The organism is Spirochaeta isovalerica, from assembly GCF_014207565.1.
Lineage (GTDB): Bacteria > Spirochaetota > Spirochaetia > DSM-2461 > DSM-2461 > Spirochaeta_F > Spirochaeta_F isovalerica.
In genome coordinates this window covers 713,010-732,556 of sequence record NZ_JACHGJ010000002.1, presented here as the reverse complement: position 1 = coordinate 732,556, position 19,547 = coordinate 713,010, and the positions used below count along the sequence as shown (strand labels likewise).

Below are 19,547 nucleotides of genomic sequence, written 5' to 3'. Positions count from 1 at the left end.
CCTTATTTCGCCAGACTCATCAGAAAATCCCGGCTGCTCCTGATTTTTCCGCCTCTGACCCCTTCCAGTATAAAAGGGACACCGCTCTTTCCCGCTTCTTTCAGCTTCTTATAGAGAAGCCTGTAATTGAATCTTCCCTCTCCCGGCGCGGCCGGCAGCAGCCCCGCAGGTGTGGGTATAAAATCCTTGCAGTGGATCAAAAGAAGGTCATCTCCATATAAATCGACAGTGCGCTCAATAAGCTCATCCTGATGGCGCCAGTTCTTTATGGTGAGAAAATTCACAGGATCAAAGATGAACTTCAACCGGTCAGCACCGGAACGCTCTTTCAGTTCCACCACGCGCTCCGGACTGCTAAGAACATGAAAACTGACCCCTTCGACAGCGATGTACGAATCAGTTAAACACGCCGTATTCTGCAGGTCCCGCAAAACAGCGACAGCCTGTTCCATAGCTTCTTCGGATAGATTTTTCGGGGAATTGATAAATGGCAGAATTGAAAAACCTTCGGTCTCTGTTCCGACGGCATCCGCACCTAAAGCGGAAAGAACCGCCAGACTCTCCCTGAAGATGCGGCGTCCGATACCTCCGCCCCGGATTTCTTCCCGGGAAAACCAGTTGAAGTAGGCCCCCACCAGAGAAATGGAAATGCCCCGGCCCACCAGATTTGACTGTATCTCCTCGATCAGACAGGGAGACCACAAACCGGGAGAACGTTCCACATGGCTGAACGCTTTCCAGGGCACAAGCTGGATAGAGTCCAGACCGGCTTCCAGTACAGCCTCTGCCAGCTCACCGGCAGAGGAGAAGCGGCCCAGATCATGGGCCCGTATTCCGATATTCATGATTGCTTTTCCTGATTTTTTTTATGCAATTGTTTTAAAACCGCATCCAGATCCTTAAAATTATAAGGCTTATTGAGAAAACCGGCCGCCCCCTGATCCTCCAGAATTTGTCTGTCCTCTTTCCGCATATATCCGGTGGCAAAAATGACAGTACAGCCGGGATCGGTTTCCTTCATTTTTTTAAAAGCGTCAAGCCCGTTCATGACAGGCATGATCATATCCATAACGACAAAGTCAATCTCCTCATGCCTATCCCGGAACAGAGATACCGCACGGCTCCCGCTTTCCGCCAGAATAACGCGATAACCGGCTTCTTCAAGCATATCTTTATTATTCTGTCTCAGAAAATCTTCATCATCGACAAAGAGAACCGTTAACTGCGGCCCCTGTTCCTCAAAGAATGAAGATAAGGTATTGTCTGCAGCCGGCTGCTGTGTTCCATTTTCCGATATAGGCAACCGTATACGAAAAGTGGTCCCCCTGCCCTTTTCGCTTTCCACATAGACAGCACCTTTATGCTCCTGTACAACACCATAGACAGCAGCCAGTCCCAATCCGGTTCCTTCTCCCTGCGCCTTTGTCGTGAAAAAGGGTTCGAAAATACGCTGCAGATTCTCTCGCGGTATACCGGTTCCCGTATCGATGATTTCCAATTCGATAAACAGTCCCGGTTCCAGGTTAAAGGAAGAGACCATACAGAAATCTCTATCGAGCCGGATGTTTTGTGTGCGGAAAGAGAGCGTACCACCCTCTGGCATGGCGTGAACGGCGTTAATCGCGATGTTCATCAATATGCTCTGAATCTCTGTGGCATTACAGAAGACAAAGCTCCTCTCCGCCCGGAAATCCCTTTCGATGGCGATCTTTTTATCTGATGTCTGGGAGAGAATCCCGCATATTTCATTCGCGATCAAATGGAGGTCTGCTGAAGTATAATCGCTGTTTTTTTTACGACTGAACTGCAGAAGCTTTTCTGTCAGGTCGGCCCCTCTCTGAGACGCCTGCAAAATCATATCGGCATAATTCCGGCTTTTCTCATCGATATTCCGTTTGGGGGACAGGAGAAGCTGAGCCGAGGACATGATGGCCCCCAGAACATTGTTGAAATCGTGGGCGATCCCGCCGGCCAGTGTGCCGAGTGACAGCATCTTCTGAAACTGTATTCTGTTTTCCTCTTCCTGTTTCTGTCTTGAAATATCCTTGATATTGGTCAGAAAAAGGATTCTGTCGTTAAAACTGATTCGCGAGAGCATTACGACGGCCTGAAAATCAAACCCTGATTTATTCCGGAAGCTCCATTCGAACAGAGCGGAACCTTTGCTTCTCGCTTCCGCAAAGGCATGATCGAGGATATCCTGCCGGTTCAATCCGGTTTTTTCCCTGTTTCCCTCCGGGGAAAACAACTTCAGCGCGAGGAATTCCTCTTTATCTTCGCAGCCGAAGAGTTCGAAAGCCGAACGGTTGCCGTCCTCCTGTCCCGATTCAGGAGAATAAAGCAAAAGCGCATCGGTGGAGTTGTCGAAGAGATAGCGGTATTTCTTCTCATTCAGAATCAGCTGATAGTGCTGGTCCTTTATAGTCCGGCTCATACGGTTCAATGTTTCAAAGACAATCCGGAATTCATCGTTATCCTCATAATCGAAAGTATGCCCTTCTCCGGTGTCGAGCCAGGCAAAGGAGGAGATACGCTTCTGCAGAAACTGAATTTTCCCAAGCAGTATTCTTCTGAATATAAGAGAATAGATCACGGCCAGGATTACCAGAGCCGATATAAAGACTATGGCTGCGATATTGATGATAAGTATGGATTCGATATTGCGCTGACGTTCTGAATAATGGCTTTGAAATGATTCTCTCTGTTCCAGATACAGCAATCTGTTAATAAAGAAAATTTCATTGATGTCCTTGAGCAGGATTTCCCTTTCGAGAGTCTTCAAACCGCCTTCGACAAAACTTCCGATATACCGGTCGAGCTGATGGTAGTTCGCCTGGAGTTTTTTTAACAGAGATAAATCCGACTCATTATTTTCACTTTCGAGCAGCTGCTTGATAAGAGAGAGGTTTTTATCGAGCTGAACCTGTATGGTACCGTGGGAAGGGATGTAACCGAGAGAAAAATTGAGAAAATCGGATTCCATTTCCATGGAGTTATGAACAATGGTGTAAAAATCGTTTTCAAACTGAACAGCCTGCGCATTGCCTTCAATAATGTCCCGAAGGCTAAGATATATAAAAAACTGGATGGAGATATATAAGATGCTGACTGCAATGATGACGACCACTGCCGAAGACAGGGACTGGCTGATATTTTTCTGCATATCTCTACTTAATAAACTTATTGGTATAACTATCAGAAATACTGAAATCCTGATCTATAATACCATACTTTCTGTACAGCTCGCCTATCAAATTGTAATCCCGATCGAGATGCAGACCGATTTCGTATTCATCGGGATGAATAAGATCAATTATCCCGAGCATCTGACGTAATTGATGATCCCGATTCAGCACGCCCTCCTGATCATAGCTCATCACGATATCCGTAGCCTCCTCCGGGTGGGAAATGGCATATTCCCATCCCCTGATGGATGCGTCGACAAAGCTTTTGCAGATATCGGGATTACCATTGAGGTATTCTCTGGTCGTGAAGATATTATGACCGGGAAACCCGATTCCCTGCTCGGCGAAACTCATGATATCAAGATTTGATTCGTCAAAGCCGTCGCTTCTCAGCGTCAATAATTCGTTATAGGTCATAACGGCGGCGACATCCACTTCATCATTGAGGAACTGGCTCATATCCCATTTCTGGGAGATGATATCCACCTCTTCCCGGGATATTCCGTAAAGGTCGAGCAGGGCAAAGAGCTGATATTCATTTCCGATAAACCAGATGGCTACTTTTTTTCCCCTAAAATCCTCGACAGATACAATTCCCTTCTCCTTACGGGAGATCAGGTTGAGACCGTTATCTTTAACGATATTGGCCAGGGAAACAAGCGATTCATCCTGGGAAGCGACCAGGTCAGCCGGCCATTTTGTTCCGAATTCTTCAAGTCCTGCTGCAACCGTCTGATTGGGATTCTGACCGTAACCTCCCGGTTCTATCGAAACACGGAGCCCCGCCTCATTGTAGAAACCCTTTTTCAATGCGACATAATATCCGGCGAATTGTGTTTGTGTTGTCCATTGAAGTCGCAGAGTGACATCGCGAACAACCGGTTCAGCGGATCTCCCGATGCTTTTCTGATTAAGGAAAATAAGGAAAAAGACTACAAAGCAGACCAGTAGAATGAGAACAAGCAGCAAACCTGATATTTTTTTCACGTCCTGACTCCCTTTATAGAGAATTTTACGCTAATGGCAGGCGAATTTCAAACAGGAAGCCCGATGACAAACGATGTACCAACACCTTCGGTGGACGTTACGGACATCTGTCCCTTATGCTGCTCGGTAATGATAAAATAGGAGACGCTGAGCCCCAGACCTGTCCCCTCTCCTACCGGCTTGGTCGTAAAGAAAGGCTCAAAAACTCTTTTCCGGGTATTTTCATCCATCCCCGGCCCGTTATCCACAATTTCGAGGTAGACCATTTTTCCGCCTTTTCCGGTATACAATCTGATGGTAAAACAGGGCGATTCAATGTGAGCCTCCAGCATAGCCTGGGCTCCGTTTCTCAGAAGATTCAGAAGGACCTGCTGGATTTTGCTGCCTTCGCAAAGAACCGGCGGTATATCTTCGCCGTATTCTTTAACAATCCTGATTTTCCTGAAATCCGATTGTTTTTCCAGATCATAATCCGACCCTGCCAGAACCAGCGTCTTATCAAGAAGCTCCCGGAGGTTATGAGTGGAATTAACCCTTTCGCTTTTCCTGGAAAAACTGAGCATATTTTCGACGATTCCGGCAACTCTTCTTCCCGATTCGCTGATAGATGAAAGCATCCTCAGGATTCCCCTCTCATCGAGAAAGGTTCTTATATCATCCAGGGCGATCCCGAGTTTAAGGGCCGCTTTTTCATTAGCAGCCATATGCAGGTTTTTATTAAGACGGTTATCCATAACCGAGGCCGACTGCATCATTCCGGCCAGAGGGTTATTTATCTCATGGGCCATACCCGCGGCAAGTCCTCCGATGGATAACATCTTTTCACTTTGGATGAGAACTTCCTGCATACGGACTTTTTCCGTCACATCATCTATCCTCAATACAGCCCGGAGGGATTCACTCCCGGTAAGAGGATAAATCGTTATATCCTCAAAATGTGCAAGGTTTTCTTCCTGGTGTTTTTTCTTTTTGATATAAATAGGCTCTCCCGATTGAATGCTTGAGGAGATGTTGCCCATTTCGCTTTCGAGATAGGGGAGCAGATCAGGGAGGAACGCGCCGCATGCTTTGTCGGCTTTGATACCAGTCATATTCTCAGCAGCGCAATTCCAGTGAGTGACTTTTCCTCCCGATTCTACACCGATAATGACTGAAGGCATGGAATCAATGATATCGTTTACGTATTTCCTGGATTCGGACAAGGCCAGCTCCATTCTCTTCCGCTCTTCGATTTCCTGATTCAAGTTCTCGAAAGTCCGGTCCAGCTGAAAGGACATCTTATTGAAGGCGACAATCAATTTCGAGACTTCATCACCGGTTCTGAGAATTTTACTCCTGCTTGGGCTTATCTGAAGTTCCTGTCTGAAATTCCCCTTTTCAATACTTCCTGCCAATATAGTCAGTTCCTCTATGGGAGCCACGACAGAATGAACGACCAGATAGAGAATGATGGCGGCCAGCAATATCCCGATGAGTATGATCACAAGAGAAACTTGAATAAGGAGTGTGGTCCCTGCTGTAATTTCATTATAGGCGCCGTTAATTCCCAGTGACCAGCTGGCTTCGGGAACAGGTGAAAAAGCAATGAACTGACTGCCTTCTCCGTTTCTGTAGGTACCGAATCCGGATTTCTGATCTGTCATAGCCCGGATTATATTCTCCAAAGCGGTATCTCCCTGAAATACAGACTGAATAGGGGGAAAGCTGCTTTCGTCCTTATGATAAATCAGTCTGCCTTTTTTATCGCCGACAAAGAGAGAGCCGGAATTCCCGAAGGAAATATCTTTAAACTCCCGGAACAGCTCCTTCAGAGGAAGTATAAGAACAACCATTCCGTCAACGTCCGGTTCACGGTGTTCGACATAGGAAAAGAAGGAAGGCGCGAATAAAGCGACAGCTTCATTGCCGAAGAATATTCCCGGCTCGGAAACAGCAGAAGAACGATCATAAACCGCTCGGTCCCATCCATCCAGTGAGCTTAAATCAAAGCTTTCCAGATCTTTATCATAGGGAGACATCATAAGGATTTTGCCATCGGGAGAGCCGTAAAAAGAATGAATGAATTGCGGATATCTCTTTCTGAAAACCTGCAGCGTCGTTTCAATATTAATCGCCGTAACTGTCGCGCTGCCCAGGTCCTGACTGAGGCTTCTGAAGAGTCGTATTGATGAATTTAATTGGCCTGCATAACTTCGACTGAGCAGCTGAGCATTTTCACGGGACTGATTCTTGAGCGCATTTGTCGAAATTATTCCGGTTGTTATTGAAATAACTGTAACGATGCCGATCAGAACAGGCAGTATGACAGCCATCAAACGGAATTGTAATTTCAAAAAGATCCCCTAATTTCTGAAGTATAAGAATAAAACATAACAGCCCATCTTTACCAGTAATAAATCTTTGACTGCGGACAATTAATTCATTAGCCTTAAAGTACAGTTATATCTCAAAAGAGGTTAATTATGAAACGGTTCTTAGAATTATCACTGGCTCTGATGCTTTTCTGTTTCCCTTCCTGCACAAAAGAAAAACTGATTATTGATGAAGTCAGCGCCAGGGAGATTGAAACTCCATCCTCCGAAGAAGAACCGGAACAGGCGGAGACGAAGCCTCTGATTGTCGTATCGCCTGATGATGTCATTGAGATCCTCGTACGCGCTGATGGAGCTCCCGGTATGTATTTGGGAGAAGACGGCGAAGTTCACGGCTTCTATGTCGATCTGGAAAAGATGGTCATGAAAGAGATGGGGCAGGCCTATCATTTCTACCCCTATTCCAGTATTGCCGATATATTCGTCGGGTTCAAATCGGGAATCTATCACTCCGCTCTTTCTACGCCTGACGTACCCGATTACCAGGCGTTATTCGACCTATCCATTCCCTATGAAATCCTCCATTACGTCACTTTCGTAAGAGTAGATAACAATGAAATTAAAGGCGATACCCGCGAGGAGATTATAAAGAGTCTTTACGGGAAGAAAGTGGGGGTGCAGACGCAGGGGCATATCTACCAGGCTCTGAGGGATTACAAGGAAATCGAGCTGGTCGAATACGAGACGACAACAAAAGCGCTGGAAGCTCTGAACGCCGGACTCCTCGATGCCGTTCCCGATGTCAAACGGATTGGAGAGTATTACAGGAATCTGAAGGGATGGAATATAAAACCGGTGGGAGAGCCGATTATCAATCATGAAATCTGCACGTCCTTTTCAAAGGCTCTCGATCCTTCCCTTGTGGAGCGGTACGACAAAGCGCTGAAAAAGCTGATCGATGAAGGGAAGGTAAAGACGCTGTGGGAGAGCTACTTCGGGCCCATGGCGGAATCGGATATACCGTGAAGGCTTGACTTTTCAACCCCGAATAGTTAAAGAAACAGAATGGCTGATAATTCAATTCTTTCACTTACCGATTTACTACCCCTTACCTGTTCCCGCTCCGGGACCTGCTGTCATGGCAAAAGAGTGAACCTCAATCCCTGGGAGCTGTTTTGTTTTTCAAGTGTAAAAAAAATGACTCCGAGGGAATTCAGGGACAGATTCTGCGTTTACGGCGGCATCCGGCTCAAGTTCAATGGTAAATCGCAATGGAAGGGTATGTCCGCCTGCAGTCTTTACGAGTCCGGTTTCGGCTGTTCGGCTCACGCCGGAAGGCCTCTGGTCTGCCGGCTATACCCGCTTGGCCGTCAGATACTGAATGAAAATAAGCAGTATATTTATGAGGGGAATGAATTTCCCTGTCTGGAAGGTTGTCCGGAAGTCGTCGACCAGCCCCATATGACCGTTGGCGAGTATATTGAGGGACAAGGAGCCGGTGACTACGAAAAAGCTCAGGATCTCTATCTGGAAATGATGCAGAACATTGCCGACGCCGCCTTTATGCTTCTTCTCGAGAGCGGTCTTTCCGAATCGGGAGACCGGGAGACTCTTAAAATCTGGAGAAAGATGGGATCGGAAGAGCCGGCACAGTTAAGGGAGAGAATCGGATCTCTGTGGATAGACCGTTTGATGCTTCCCGAATTAAAGGGATATGAAAGCAATTATGAGACTTTCATTAACAGACACTATGAAGTTCTCATTTCCCGGGCAGAGGAGACATTCAACTCCATATCCGATCTGGACGGCTTCAGGGAGGCATCGGTTCTGATGATGGGGCTGGCGCTTCATCTGGGCAGGAGCCTGGGCGCCGAACCATCCGATCTTGCGGAGAAATGGATCGCCGTTGCAAAACAGAACGGAGCAGAGGAATAAAAGGGCGAACCGATTGGTTAACCCGACAGACTGCCTTTATCTGTTCAGCAGTTTTTCAATAGCTTCTACAATTTCCGGCCTATGGGCTTCAAAATTCATTTTCAATCGGGGAATTTTATCGGCATAGCGATTATTGACCAAGTGCCAGTATTCAATGGTGAGAAGTGGTTCATCGATCCTTATGATTTTATCACAGAGATCGAGATCGACCAGTAACTGCTCAATTCCGCCGAGCGGGTTCACCATAAAATCAAAACGCCCCCAGGCAAGCATATTGATGACATTCTCATAGGTCGGTGCCGTGACAATCCTGACACCCGGTACGCTTGCGGGAAAACCGAAAGATGCGCTCGGACCGACATTGGCGATTTCGCCGATTGAGAGTCCCTTCCAGGTCGAGGGATCAGGCTTATATTTACCGGCATCCTCAGCTCTGATGTACATATACAGGCGGCTATATCCCAGAGCTCCATCGCGAAAACCGATAGCCGTATAACCGGCAGCCAGCTGATCAGCCAGTTTGGTGTTCGCTACTATCATGGCATCGAGACGGCCCGACTGGACTTCAGCCAGAAGTCTGGATCCGGGCAGTTCCAGAAGTTCCGGCTCAAAACCCGCTTCCCGATAAGCCGGCGCCAGCGCATCAAAGAGAATTTTCAGATTACTCGACGTGGCGCCGAGTTTTACTGGTTGCTGCGCGGAGAGGTAATTTAAAGCTGATATAACAATAATCGCCAGCCAAATTGCAGATCTACCCATCGAACATCTCCTAACGTTTTTTTTCGGGATAAACTCAGTTGTCACGGGCAGAAAAATCGGAAAAGCTTTAAGAATCAATAAGGATCAGTCAAATAGAGAAAACGCTCGGAAATCCTCTAGAAAGCAATAACTTTCTCCCTGCTCTATAAGTTAGATTATCTTTCAACGGCTTCAGGCATTCAAGAGTTACAGGGAAAATATCCGGCATCTCGCAATAAGAGATTTGTTTGTTCTCATAAATTGCCGAAATGACCTTAAAATCCTATAATATCTTAAGTGATGCCGAAAACTCTTTTCTTTCTGATACTCTTACTTCCCTCCGCTCTTGTGGCTAAGGATCCCCTGCAGATTGTCACCGATATCTGGGCCCCCTATGTCTATAGGGATGAAGAATCCGCTGCCGGATTCGATTACGAAGTAATGGATGCTGTGTTAAAGCGAATGGAAGTGGATTACGAACTGAAGATCCTCCCCTGGAAACGATGCATCTATCTCATTGAAAACCGCGAAGCCGATGCCATACTCGATATCAGCATGAATGATAACAGGCTTGAAACCATGATCTTTCCCGAAGAACCGATTTCCTCCAGCGAATCGGTTCTCTTCTACAGGAAAGGTACCACCTACCGGTTCGCCGGTTTGAGTGACCTGGATAATCTGATTGTCGGAACCATCCTCGGCTACGAGTACAACAGGGATTTTCTGGAAGCAGAGAACTTTAAAAAGGAGCCTGTAACATCGCTGGAACAGAATATCGGAAAGCTGCTTCTGGGACGGATCGATATGTTTATCTCCAACAGGAGCGTCGGCCTTTTCACCATTATGAATATGGGCAAATCCTCAGAAATAACCTATCTGCCCGAACCGGTCAGCGGCGGCTTGAATTATCTGGCCTTCTCGAAAGTAGAGTCTAATGTCAACCTGGCAAAGGCTTTCTCAGAAGAGCTGAAGAGGTTCAAAACCACAGCTGAATACAGAACCATTCTGGCCCGTTACGGCCAGAATCCCTGAATCAGTGCCGATATCCGCTCAGGGATGAACCAGAAATTTCCAGAAGCAATTCATTCGGCAACTTCAGCTTTGCAGCAAAGCTCCTGATCCCACCCGGGAATCACTCGGTAATAAACTGATCGACCGCTTCTTCCAGGTCTGTAGAAACTCTCTGAATATTGTCGGAAATATCTTTGACAAAATGCATGCTGCTGATTATCTCTTTCGACCCGAGTTGTATTTCATCTATCCCCTGCTTAACCGTCGAACTGATCTGCGTCAGTTTTTCTATGGATTCCGACACGGCCTTAATGCCCGTTTTCATATTGTCCGCGTCACCATCGACCACCCGGCTGATCTCTTTCAACTGGCCCGCCGTATTCAGTATCTGCCGGCTCCCGTGATTCAGCTCCTCCGTATTGGCCGAAATTTCATCGAAGGCAGAAATGGCATCTTTGGTCTCTTTCATCACCCTGGAAAAGGCCGAATCGCTGTTTTTTGCCGTTTCATAGGCGATATTGACTGATTCCAGTATTTCATTAACCGTCTTTTTTATGACTGAACTGTTTTGCTGACTCGTCTCGGCAAGTTTTCTGATCTCGTCAGCAACAACGGCAAATCCCTTCCCCGAGTCCCCTGCGTGAGCCGCTTCGATAGCGGCGTTCATAGCCAGGAGGTTCGTCTGGTTGGCAATTCCGCTGATTACTGCGGATATTTCCGAGATCTGTCCGGCCAAATGGAGAGTTTTCTCGTTAGCCGAATTGGCATTGGTTATCCTTTCGCCGGCATCGGTTATCACTTTTTCCAATTCCGTGAACACTTCTTTCTTGAGTCCTATTGTGGCGGAAACGCTCTGGAGCGAGGCAATCATCTGCCCTACGGCCGAAGTGGCATCGGCAACGGACATCTCCTGTTGTGAGCTGCCTTCCTTGAGTTCTTCCACCCTGGACGCTATCTCTCTTACAACTTCGCCCACGCCGTGAACAACACTGTCCAGGTTTCCGATCTGCCCCTGAATGGAAAGGATATTGCTGGAGATCTCTTCAGTCGCCGCCATGGTTTCTTCAGCGTTGGAAATCAAATCGTCTTTCTGAAAGCTGATGTCATGACTGGTTGTCTTTATGCCCCGGACGATTGTCCGCAAATGTTCGATGAATCCGTTGAACGAAGCGGCCAGGCTTCCCATCTCGTCATGGGAGCGCACTATCATCCCGGCCGTCAGATCGCCTCCTGCTCTGGATATGTTCTCCAGGTTCGATGAAGCCAGGATGATATATCTGATGACTGTTCTATCCAACAGAAAGAGAATCAGAGCCAGCAGCGCGACAAGGGAAACCATGATAAAAAGGATGGATCTGATCGTCTCTCTCGAAAGATTGCCGTATATTTCATCGATACTGAATTCGATCATCAAAGCCCAGGATGTTTCGGGGATCATCTGCTTGATTATGCTTTTTCTCTCACCTTTCCCGTCCCTGTATTCCAGCTGAACCGGATCATGGGAGTAGATGGATTCTGAAAAGGAAGAAAAATCATCTTCGCTCACACCCATATCGGTGAAATAGGAAACAATCTGGTTTTCCTCCTCCATGGAATAGAGGGGGTGATAGATATAGAGATACTTGTTGTCATCAGTCAGTGTGGAGTGAAGCGAGAGAACCGCCCGGGAATCTTCGGTCTTTTCCCGGAGATAGGCGATCACGTCTTTCATCCCCATATCGATTCCGATAACACCGACGATCTTTCCCCCCTTCCTGACAGGATAGGTCATGGTCACGACGCGGGTGTCGGGGGCGTTGGACGGGGCATAGGGGGGCGAGCAGTAAAGGCCATTAATGGCAACCGCTTCGTTATACCAGTTTTTCTCTTTTGTATTATAATCCTCTCCCAGCTGCTCCCAGTAATCGGTTATCCAGTACCTGGAGCTTTCCGATCCCATAAAGACATAGTCCACCGTATCCTCGGACAGAAATACAGAGGCAATTTTCTGAAAATCCGCAAAGTGGGGGTTCTGTTCATAATCCTCTCTGTTTACCGTATCGGGCATCGATTCCGCCATGTCGATAACAGCGGGAAGCCTTGCCATATCTTTGAGAATCTGTTTCTTCTCCGCGACATAGCGGTAAAGCTGGTTGGTGATCTCGGCACTCAGAATCTGCTGTTTCTCCCGTTCCCTTTCGTAGAGAGATTGACGCTGAGATAAAAAAGTAACCGCTCCTATTACCGTTAACAGAAGAATTGGCAGAAGGAGAAGCATGATTCCGAACTTAAACCGTAATTTCATAATTTAACCTTTGCATTCAATATCAGATCTTTCGCCTGATACCTTTAAACTCATTCAGAACCGATGCTCTGAACTGATCATCAGCCAGAAGATCCCTCCCCAGAGAAGCCAGAGCGATGACATTCTTCTTCAGCCCTTCGTAAGCCCTGTCGCTGTTGCACATCTCCCCGTATTCTACCGTATGGGCCAGAGGGGGCTCTGCGCTGTCGGTCACGCTGAAATAGGGATGCATGGCCGGCATGGCCAGACTGATATTGCCGATATCGGAGGAACCGAAGCGCCCTTCGGGATCGGCTTTTGTCACCGTCTCCCCCAGATCCGACAGGTAAGCGCCATAGCGCTCTTCCATCTCCATGTTGGGGTATCGTTCCGCATAGATGAGCTCTTCGCCGATCCGGGCTTCGGCTCCCGTCAGAACTTCCACCGAGGCGACGATATCCCTGATCCCGCTGACCGCTGTTTCCACATCGGCCTTTGTCGCCCCCCTGACGCTGAACCGGCAGGAAGCGTAACCGGGAATGATGTTGTCGGCGGTTCCGCCTTCCAGGATGATCCCGTTCGTATTGACATCGCGGGGAAAGCGCTGGAAGTTCGCGTCGATACCGTTGAAGGTCTGGATGACCGCCGACAGGGCATTGATCCCCCGGGAGGGATTGGCCGAATGGGCCTGTTTCCCCTCGTATTTAATGGTCAGGCTGGTTATGGCCCGCCCTCCCCGTCCGATCTGGTTTATCGATGAAGGATGAGCCATAAGAGCTATATCCACATCATCGAAGAAACCCTCCTCAAGAAGGATGATTTTTCCGCCCTTATCCTCTTCCGCCGGTGTTCCGATAACCGAAACCCTTCCCTTAAATTCCGGCAGCAGACGGGTCAGGGCGACAGCGGCGAAAACCGCCCCGGTTCCCACCAGATTATGGCCGCAGCCGTGTCCCACTTCCGGAAGGGCATCATATTCGGCCAGAAAAGCGATATGGGGAGCCTCATCACCCCCTTTTTTGGTAGCTTTGAAAGCCGTGGGAAGGGATCCCAGCCCGACCTGAACGTCAAATCCTTCCCTTTTCAGAATGCCGCTGAGCCGTTTACTGGACTCATATTCCATAAGGCCGGTTTCGGGATGGTCGAAAATGGCACGGCCGGTTTTGACCATCTCTCCATAGAGTTCGTCAACTATTGACTGAAGTGCTTTGTCTATCATCAGCGTCTCCATAAATCCAGTTCTCTTTCATCGGCCAGCACCCAGTGTCCGGGATAGGCCTCGCGCCACGACGGGGGAACCTTGTCATAATCGTGTATCGACGGGTCGTAAATCAGCAGGTTTTTGTTTTTCTCCGACTCGGGATCAGGAAGCGGGACCGCCGACAGCAACCCTTTCGTATAAGGATGGAGGGGACGGCGGAACAGCTCTTCGCTATCGGCCAGCTCGACTATCTTTCCTTTGTAGATAACGGCGATCCTGTCGGAGATCAGCCGGACCACGCTCAGATCGTGGGCTATGAAAAGATAGGTCAGGTCCTCTTCCTTTTTCAGTTTATTGAGCAGATTGAGAATCTGAGCGCGGATGCTCACGTCGAGAGCGCTTATCGGCTCATCGGCCACCAGAAATTCCGGTTCCATAATCAGAGCCCGGGCGATGCCGATCCTCTGCCTCTGCCCGCCGGAGAACTCATGGGGAAAGCGCGAAGCGAAATCGGGGAGCAGTCCGACTTTCCGGAGCGTCCGCTCCACTTTGGCCTTCCTCTCCTTCTCCCCTTTGAACAGTTTGAAATTGTAGAGCCCTTCGGAAACGATGTAATCGACCTTGGCCCTTTCGTTGAGGGAAGCCATGGGGTCCTGAAAAATCATCTGGACGCTCTGGCGGAATTTCCGTTCCTGAGAACCGGTCATATTGCCGCTGACAGACTCTCCTTTATAGAGAATATCTCCCTGGGAGGCCTGGTGAATCCGCATGATAGCACGGCTCACAGTTGTTTTTCCGCTGCCGCTTTCCCCGACCAGGGAGAAGGTCTCTCCCTTATAGATATTGAAAGACACATCGTCGACGGCGGAAAACTTCCTCCGCCCCAGTTTGAAGTCCACTGTCAGGTTTTTCACTTCCAGTAGAATTTCCCGTTTATCTTCAGCTGCCATAATCCAATCCTTTGAGCGACTTTTCCTTCAGCCGCTGTATAATCTTCGGAGCCTCGACTTCCGGCGCCGATTCGTGAAGGAGCCAGGTTTTGGCAAAATGGGTATCGCTCACGGCAAACCAGGGCGGCGCTTCTTCGAAATCGATTTTCAGGGCCCGGGGATTGCGTGGCGCGAAGGCATCCCCTTTGATCTCCTTAAAAAGATTGGGCGGCGTGCCGTGGATTGTGTAGAGGTCCTCTCCTTTCTCCCCCAGCTGGGGAAGCGAGGCCAGCAGAGCCCAGCTGTAGGGGTGGCGCGGATCGTAAAAAACTTCCGGAGTCCTTCCGTACTCGACGATCTCTCCGGCATACATAACCGCCACCCGGTCCGCCACATTGGCGACCACGCCCAGATCGTGGGTGATGAATATGATGCTCATGCCCATCTCTCTCTGCAGCTCCTTCAGATTCTCCAGAATCTGGGCCTGGATCGTCACATCGAGGGCCGTCGTCGGCTCGTCGCAGATTAGAATATCCGGTTTGCAGGCCGCCGCGATGGCTATGACGCCCCTCTGGCGCATCCCGCCGGAAAACTCGTGGGGATACTGGCCGTATCGCTGGGCGGCATCGCCGATTCCCACTTTCTCCAGCATGGAAAGAGCTTCGGCCCTGGCTTCCTGGCGGTTCATCCCCCGGTGAAGCGTGATCACTTCGCGGATCTGCTCCCCGATGGTCTTCAGGGGATTGAGAGCCGTCATGGGGTCCTGGAAAATCATGGCGATTTTCTTCCCGCGGATTTTGAGCCACTGCTCTTCTCTGGAAAACTCAGCGAGGTTCTCCCCTTCAAAGAGGATATTCCCCGAGGCGACCCGGCCGTTTTTATCGAGCATCCCCAGAAAGGATTTGGTGAAAACCGACTTCCCGGAACCCGACTCCCCCACGATGGCCAGGGTCTCCCCTTTGTAGAGATCGAGAGAGGCGGAACGGACGGCGGTCAGCTCCTTCCCTCTCAGATTGAAACGGATCACCACATCCTCGACTCGGAGGATTTTTTCTCGTGTTTCTGTCATAAATTCCTCCTTACAGATGGTTTTTCGGGTCCGACGCATCGGCGAATTTGTTTCCGACGATATAAAAGGAAACGGTAATGACGGCAAGGATAACCGTGGGCCAGGTAAGCTGGAAGGGATAAAGCATAAAATTGCTCCGCCCCTGATTCACCATGTTTCCCAGGGAAACCGTATCGAGAGGCAGCCCCAGTCCGATAAAGCCGAGGAACACTTCCGCTCCGATGGAATAGGGAATGGTCAGTGCCGTCTGCATGATTATGATGCTCACCAGAAAGGGGATGATATTTTTCCCCAGAATCCTGTTCAGCGGCGTCCCCAGGCACCGGGAAGCCACATTGTACTCGCTTTCCCGTAAGGAAATGACTTTGTTGCGGATAAAACGGGCGATGGTAATCCAGCCCCGGGAGGACATGGCGATGACGATGGTCCAGAATCCCGGCTTCATGATGTAGGAAAGAAGAATCAGATAAACCGTGGAGGGGATATTGGTTATGACATTGTAGATTTCCGTCATGATCTGGTCGCTCTTGCGGACATAGCCCCAGAGAGCTCCGGCCACGACGCCGATCCCCACATCGAAAAAAGCGATGGTAAAAGCCAGAAGTATGGAAGTGCGCGTTCCGTACCAGGTTCTGACCCAGATATCCCTTCCCAGTCCGTCTGTTCCGAAAATATGGGAAAAATCGGGCTTTCTGTTCCAGAGAGAGGAATCGAGGGCCACCTTGTTGGGGTCCACCGACGCCAGAACCGGATAGAGAAGGGAGAAGAGAACGAGAACACCCATTATGATCAGCAGAGTCAGGGACAACCGGTTTTTGATAAAAGTCCTGAATGTGGATCTCCAGTAGGAATAGTGGGAATAACCGGTTTCCTCCGCCGCTTCGGGATTCCAGGGCGCGAAAGTAAAAGCATCGTCAGACACGGAGGGCCTCCTTTTTCTTCTTTTTTTCGGCCAGTCGTATCCGGGGATCGACAAAAGCCATCAGCAGGTCTCCGACGAAGACTCCCGCCACGCCGAGCACCGCGTAGATAAGAACCAGGACCTGCACCAGGTTGTTGTCCTGCTGTTTGATGGCGTAGACGAGAAGCCCGCCCATGCCGGGGATGGAGTAGATGCTCTCGATAATGAGCGAACCGGCTATGGTCAGCAGCAGCTGCACCGGCAGATATTGGACAAGGGGAACCACGGCGTTTCTCAGCACATGGTGCCGCATGATATATTTCTGACTGAGGCCCTTGGAACGGGCGAACTTGATGTAATCGCGGTTTTCCTCATCCACCATAAAGCGGCGGAGCCAGATCCCGTACCAGGCGATTCCCGTCAGGGACAGGGAAACGACGGGCAGAATCCAGGTGACCGGCCTGTCTTCGTAAAAGACCATGGGCCAGCGCATAATTCCCGTAACCCAGATCTGAATGAGGAAGAGATAGATAAGGCTGGGTATGGCTCTGACGGTCACGACATAGGCGGTACCCAGATGATCGGGCCATCGGTCCTTGAACCGCGCCATAAGGATCCCCAGTCCGAAACCCAGCGTTACGCTGATGAACATGCTGGCCAGTCCGAACCAGAGCGAATAGGGAACCTTTTCCGCCAGAATCGTCCTTATGGGCAGCTTGGGATAGACAGTGATGGACCGGCCAAGATCGCCTTTAAACACCCCTGTGAAGAAACGCTGCAGCTGGATGAAAGCCGGGTCAGTGACGCCCAGGCTCTTGAGATAGGCGCTGCGCATCTCCTCGGTCATATTGATATAGTCTTCCCGGGTGAAGTAACCGCTTGTCGGCATCAGCCTGAGGAGTAAAAACACAGCGATGACGACAATGACGACGGTGAGAAGACTCTGCAGAATTCGTTTTACGATATAACGTGACATGGTTTGTATCCAGGTGGGGACGTCGGCGGATTGACAACCCGCCGCTGTCCCCGGTTTATTTCTTTAGTTAGGTTTTGAGTTTAATTGGGAGCCAATTCGGCCCGGAATGCTTTTTCCAGCATTTTGTACTGATCCGCCGTAATGGGATTCTGCTGCAATATCATGCCTTTATACTTGAACCGCGTTACACCGAATCCGCCTCTCGGAGTCGAGAAAGGAACAACCGTATCCATGGAATAGGCGCCGCCTCCCGCCTGCCAGGGGATGATGACCGCGTTGTCGATCAGGAACCGCTCGGCGCGGCTGAAGATTTCGTATCTGTCGGTCAGCGATGTTTTTCCATCGGCTTCTTCGACGAGCCTGTCAAACTCCGGGAAGGAGTACTGGCCGTCGTTCACGCTTCCGTCGGTGACGAGTCTTCCCAGCTGGGCCATGGGGTCGGCGTATTTGAAGCTGAATGAATCGTAGAGAAGGTCGAAGCGTCTGGGCTTGATGGTATCGTTGTATTTGTCATCGACATACTGCCCCAGAACCAGTTCCACCTGCCCGTCGAAGGTGTCGCGGAGCATTTCCTGAAGCAGGAGGGCTTCCCTGGTTTTGGTCGGGTCTGTCGGATGGACGAAGAGGATCTGAACCGGAAGTTTCCCATCGGCTTTGATCTCGGCGATAGGCAGCATGTCCACGGTTGCGGGGCTTATCCCTTTAATATTACCCTTTCCGTCGGTCAACTCATCGACTGCTTTCTGAAAATACTCCTGAGCCAGTTCTCTGTCGTAAGTGCGCCGCTCCTTCACTTCTTTCAGAAGAGGGTAATCCGTATAGTCCTGGCCGTTCTCATCGAAGATGACGTCTTCGGGAATGATTGTGTTTCTTAAAAGCGCTTCAGGCTCGTAGGGATTGACCAGTTCGAGCAGCTTGGCCCTGTCTATTCCGTGATAGAGAGCTTTTCTGAAGTTCACATTGTTGATAAAGGCTCTGGCTTCGGGATTGTCCGACGTGTAGTTCATGGCGAACCAGTAAGTGACGGAACTCTTTTCATCGAGGAAAACGTTGTCCGCCCATTTGGTGCCTTCCAGCGCTTTAACCTGATCGCCCTGAAGTGTCGTTGCCGAAACTTCGCCTCTCTGGAACATCTGGACCCGGATGGAATCATCAGCCACTTTCTGAAGGCTGACTTGTCCGACGTTAACGGAGTCGGCGTCCCAGTAGTGCTCATTCTTAGCCAGACGGATTTCCTTGTCCCTCTGCCATTCCGCCAGATAGTAGGCGCCTGTGAAGATCAGTTTCTCTTTCGTCGTCCCGAAATCTTCGGCGCCTACGCTGTCCAGGAATTCTTTCTCCAGAGGAAAGAAGAGTTCCGTAACCAGATAGGAGAGAAAATAGGGAGTCGGGTTGTCCAGGGTGTATTTGACCGTATATTTATCGGGGGCCGAAACGCCCACGGAGGAATCGAATGAAGCGAGAGCTTCCTCCCTTGTCTTGCCGATATCCACACCGTCGTCAATATCCACAAGATCCCAGTAGTACCCGTTGAGTCCGGAAATCACTTTCCTTATGATTCCGACATTCTTGATTCCGTTTTTCGGTTCGGCAATAAAGCGCATCCCTTCTACGAAATCGTCAGCAGTGACTTCCCAGGCCGTTTCCTGTCCCATGGAGTCTACCCACTTGACGCCGGGCCTCAGATAAAAGGTCCACTCGGTATAATCCTCATTGTGGTCCCACCGCTCGGCGAGTGAGGGAACGAATTTCCCGTACCGGTCGTTTTCCACAAGCCCGTCCATGGTATTGGCGGCGACCCGCAGGGCCGTCGTGTCGAGAAGCAGGAAGTAGTTGAGGGTCTTCACTTCCGTGGCATAGGTGGTCCTGTACTGATCGGGCGCTTCGCCGGCCCCTCTTCCGAAGAGGGAAGAGGCGGCAAGCACCATCAGACAGAAGGCAAGAACTCTTTTCATTTCATTTCTCCTTTTCCGTGCATTTGTTTCAGCGTGAGGCCGAAACAGCCGCAGGACAAGGTGGAAATAATACGCAGAGAGGCTA

The 19,547-nt window shown here is 49.6% G+C and carries 15 protein-coding genes; 3 read left to right on the top strand and 12 right to left on the bottom strand.

What is annotated here, in order from left to right:
• Positions 1 to 2: 2 nt before the first annotated feature.
• From HNR50_RS08070 to HNR50_RS08055, 4 genes are read right to left on the bottom strand one after another with little or no spacing between them, the layout of a single operon-like run.
• Entirely contained in the window at positions 3 to 845 is an 843-nt protein-coding gene (locus tag HNR50_RS08070; RefSeq protein ID WP_184745681.1) for a sugar phosphate isomerase/epimerase family protein, read from the bottom strand.
• Positions 842 to 3,163 carry a response regulator gene (locus HNR50_RS08065; protein ID WP_184745679.1) on the bottom strand — a complete coding sequence of 774 codons (2,322 nt, stop codon included), beginning with the start codon at positions 3,161 to 3,163 and terminating at the stop codon, positions 842 to 844. Before HNR50_RS08065 ends, HNR50_RS08070 begins: the two co-directional genes overlap by 4 nt.
• 4 nt (positions 3,164 to 3,167) lie before the next feature.
• Positions 3,168 to 4,172: an ABC transporter substrate-binding protein gene (locus HNR50_RS08060; RefSeq protein WP_184745677.1), complete on the bottom strand. Its 1,005-nt coding sequence runs from the start codon at positions 4,170 to 4,172 to the stop codon at positions 3,168 to 3,170.
• A 47-nt stretch (positions 4,173 to 4,219) separates the two neighbouring features.
• A complete protein-coding gene (locus tag HNR50_RS08055; protein ID WP_184745675.1) occupies positions 4,220 to 6,505 on the bottom strand; it encodes an ATP-binding protein in 2,286 nt (761 codons plus the stop codon).
• Positions 6,506 to 6,634: 129 nt separating this feature from the next.
• On the opposite strand from HNR50_RS08055, the gene HNR50_RS08050 reads away from it, so the two are divergent.
• A complete protein-coding gene (locus HNR50_RS08050) occupies positions 6,635 to 7,510 on the top strand; it encodes a substrate-binding periplasmic protein (protein WP_184745673.1) in 876 nt (291 codons plus the stop codon).
• 39 nt (positions 7,511 to 7,549) lie between these two features.
• Entirely contained in the window at positions 7,550 to 8,419 is an 870-nt protein-coding gene (locus HNR50_RS08045; protein ID WP_184745671.1) for a YkgJ family cysteine cluster protein, read from the top strand.
• 36 nt (positions 8,420 to 8,455) lie between these two features.
• Here the strand turns inward: HNR50_RS08045 and HNR50_RS08040 are convergent, their stop codons facing one another.
• The gene (locus tag HNR50_RS08040; protein ID WP_184745669.1) at positions 8,456 to 9,178 is read right to left on the bottom strand and encodes an ABC transporter substrate-binding protein; all 723 of its coding nucleotides are present in this window, start codon (positions 9,176 to 9,178) and stop codon (positions 8,456 to 8,458) included.
• Between the two features lie 279 nt (positions 9,179 to 9,457).
• Between HNR50_RS08040 and HNR50_RS08035 the strand changes: the two genes are divergently transcribed.
• Positions 9,458 to 10,189: a substrate-binding periplasmic protein gene (locus HNR50_RS08035; RefSeq protein ID WP_246433954.1), complete on the top strand. Its 732-nt coding sequence runs from the start codon at positions 9,458 to 9,460 to the stop codon at positions 10,187 to 10,189.
• A 100-nt stretch (positions 10,190 to 10,289) separates the two neighbouring features.
• Here the strand turns inward: HNR50_RS08035 and HNR50_RS08030 are convergent, their stop codons facing one another.
• The 7 genes from HNR50_RS08030 to HNR50_RS08000 all read right to left on the bottom strand — a co-directional run bounded on the left by HNR50_RS08030 (position 10,290) and on the right by HNR50_RS08000 (position 19,462).
• Entirely contained in the window at positions 10,290 to 12,452 is a 2,163-nt protein-coding gene (locus HNR50_RS08030) for a methyl-accepting chemotaxis protein (protein ID WP_184745665.1), read from the bottom strand.
• 22 nt (positions 12,453 to 12,474) lie between these two features.
• Complete coding sequence (locus HNR50_RS08025; protein WP_184745663.1) at positions 12,475 to 13,650, bottom strand: M20 family metallopeptidase; 1,176 nt, start codon at positions 13,648 to 13,650, stop codon at positions 12,475 to 12,477.
• On the bottom strand, positions 13,650 to 14,582 hold the full coding sequence (locus HNR50_RS08020; protein ID WP_184745661.1) for an ATP-binding cassette domain-containing protein: 933 nt from the start codon (positions 14,580 to 14,582) through the stop codon (positions 13,650 to 13,652). The genes HNR50_RS08025 and HNR50_RS08020 overlap by 1 nt, the downstream gene beginning before the upstream one ends.
• Positions 14,572 to 15,630, bottom strand: coding sequence for an ABC transporter ATP-binding protein (locus tag HNR50_RS08015; RefSeq protein ID WP_184745659.1), 1,059 nt, complete (start codon positions 15,628 to 15,630; stop codon positions 14,572 to 14,574). Before HNR50_RS08015 ends, HNR50_RS08020 begins: the two co-directional genes overlap by 11 nt.
• Before the next feature lie 10 nt (positions 15,631 to 15,640).
• A complete protein-coding gene (locus HNR50_RS08010) occupies positions 15,641 to 16,552 on the bottom strand; it encodes an ABC transporter permease subunit (protein ID WP_184745657.1) in 912 nt (303 codons plus the stop codon).
• Positions 16,545 to 17,507, bottom strand: a complete 963-nt coding sequence (locus tag HNR50_RS08005) for an ABC transporter permease (protein ID WP_184745655.1) — start codon at positions 17,505 to 17,507, stop codon at positions 16,545 to 16,547. Before HNR50_RS08005 ends, HNR50_RS08010 begins: the two co-directional genes overlap by 8 nt.
• A gap of 80 nt (positions 17,508 to 17,587) precedes the next feature.
• Positions 17,588 to 19,462, bottom strand: coding sequence for a peptide ABC transporter substrate-binding protein (locus tag HNR50_RS08000; RefSeq protein ID WP_184745653.1), 1,875 nt, complete (start codon positions 19,460 to 19,462; stop codon positions 17,588 to 17,590).
• Positions 19,463 to 19,547 lie beyond the last annotated feature (85 nt).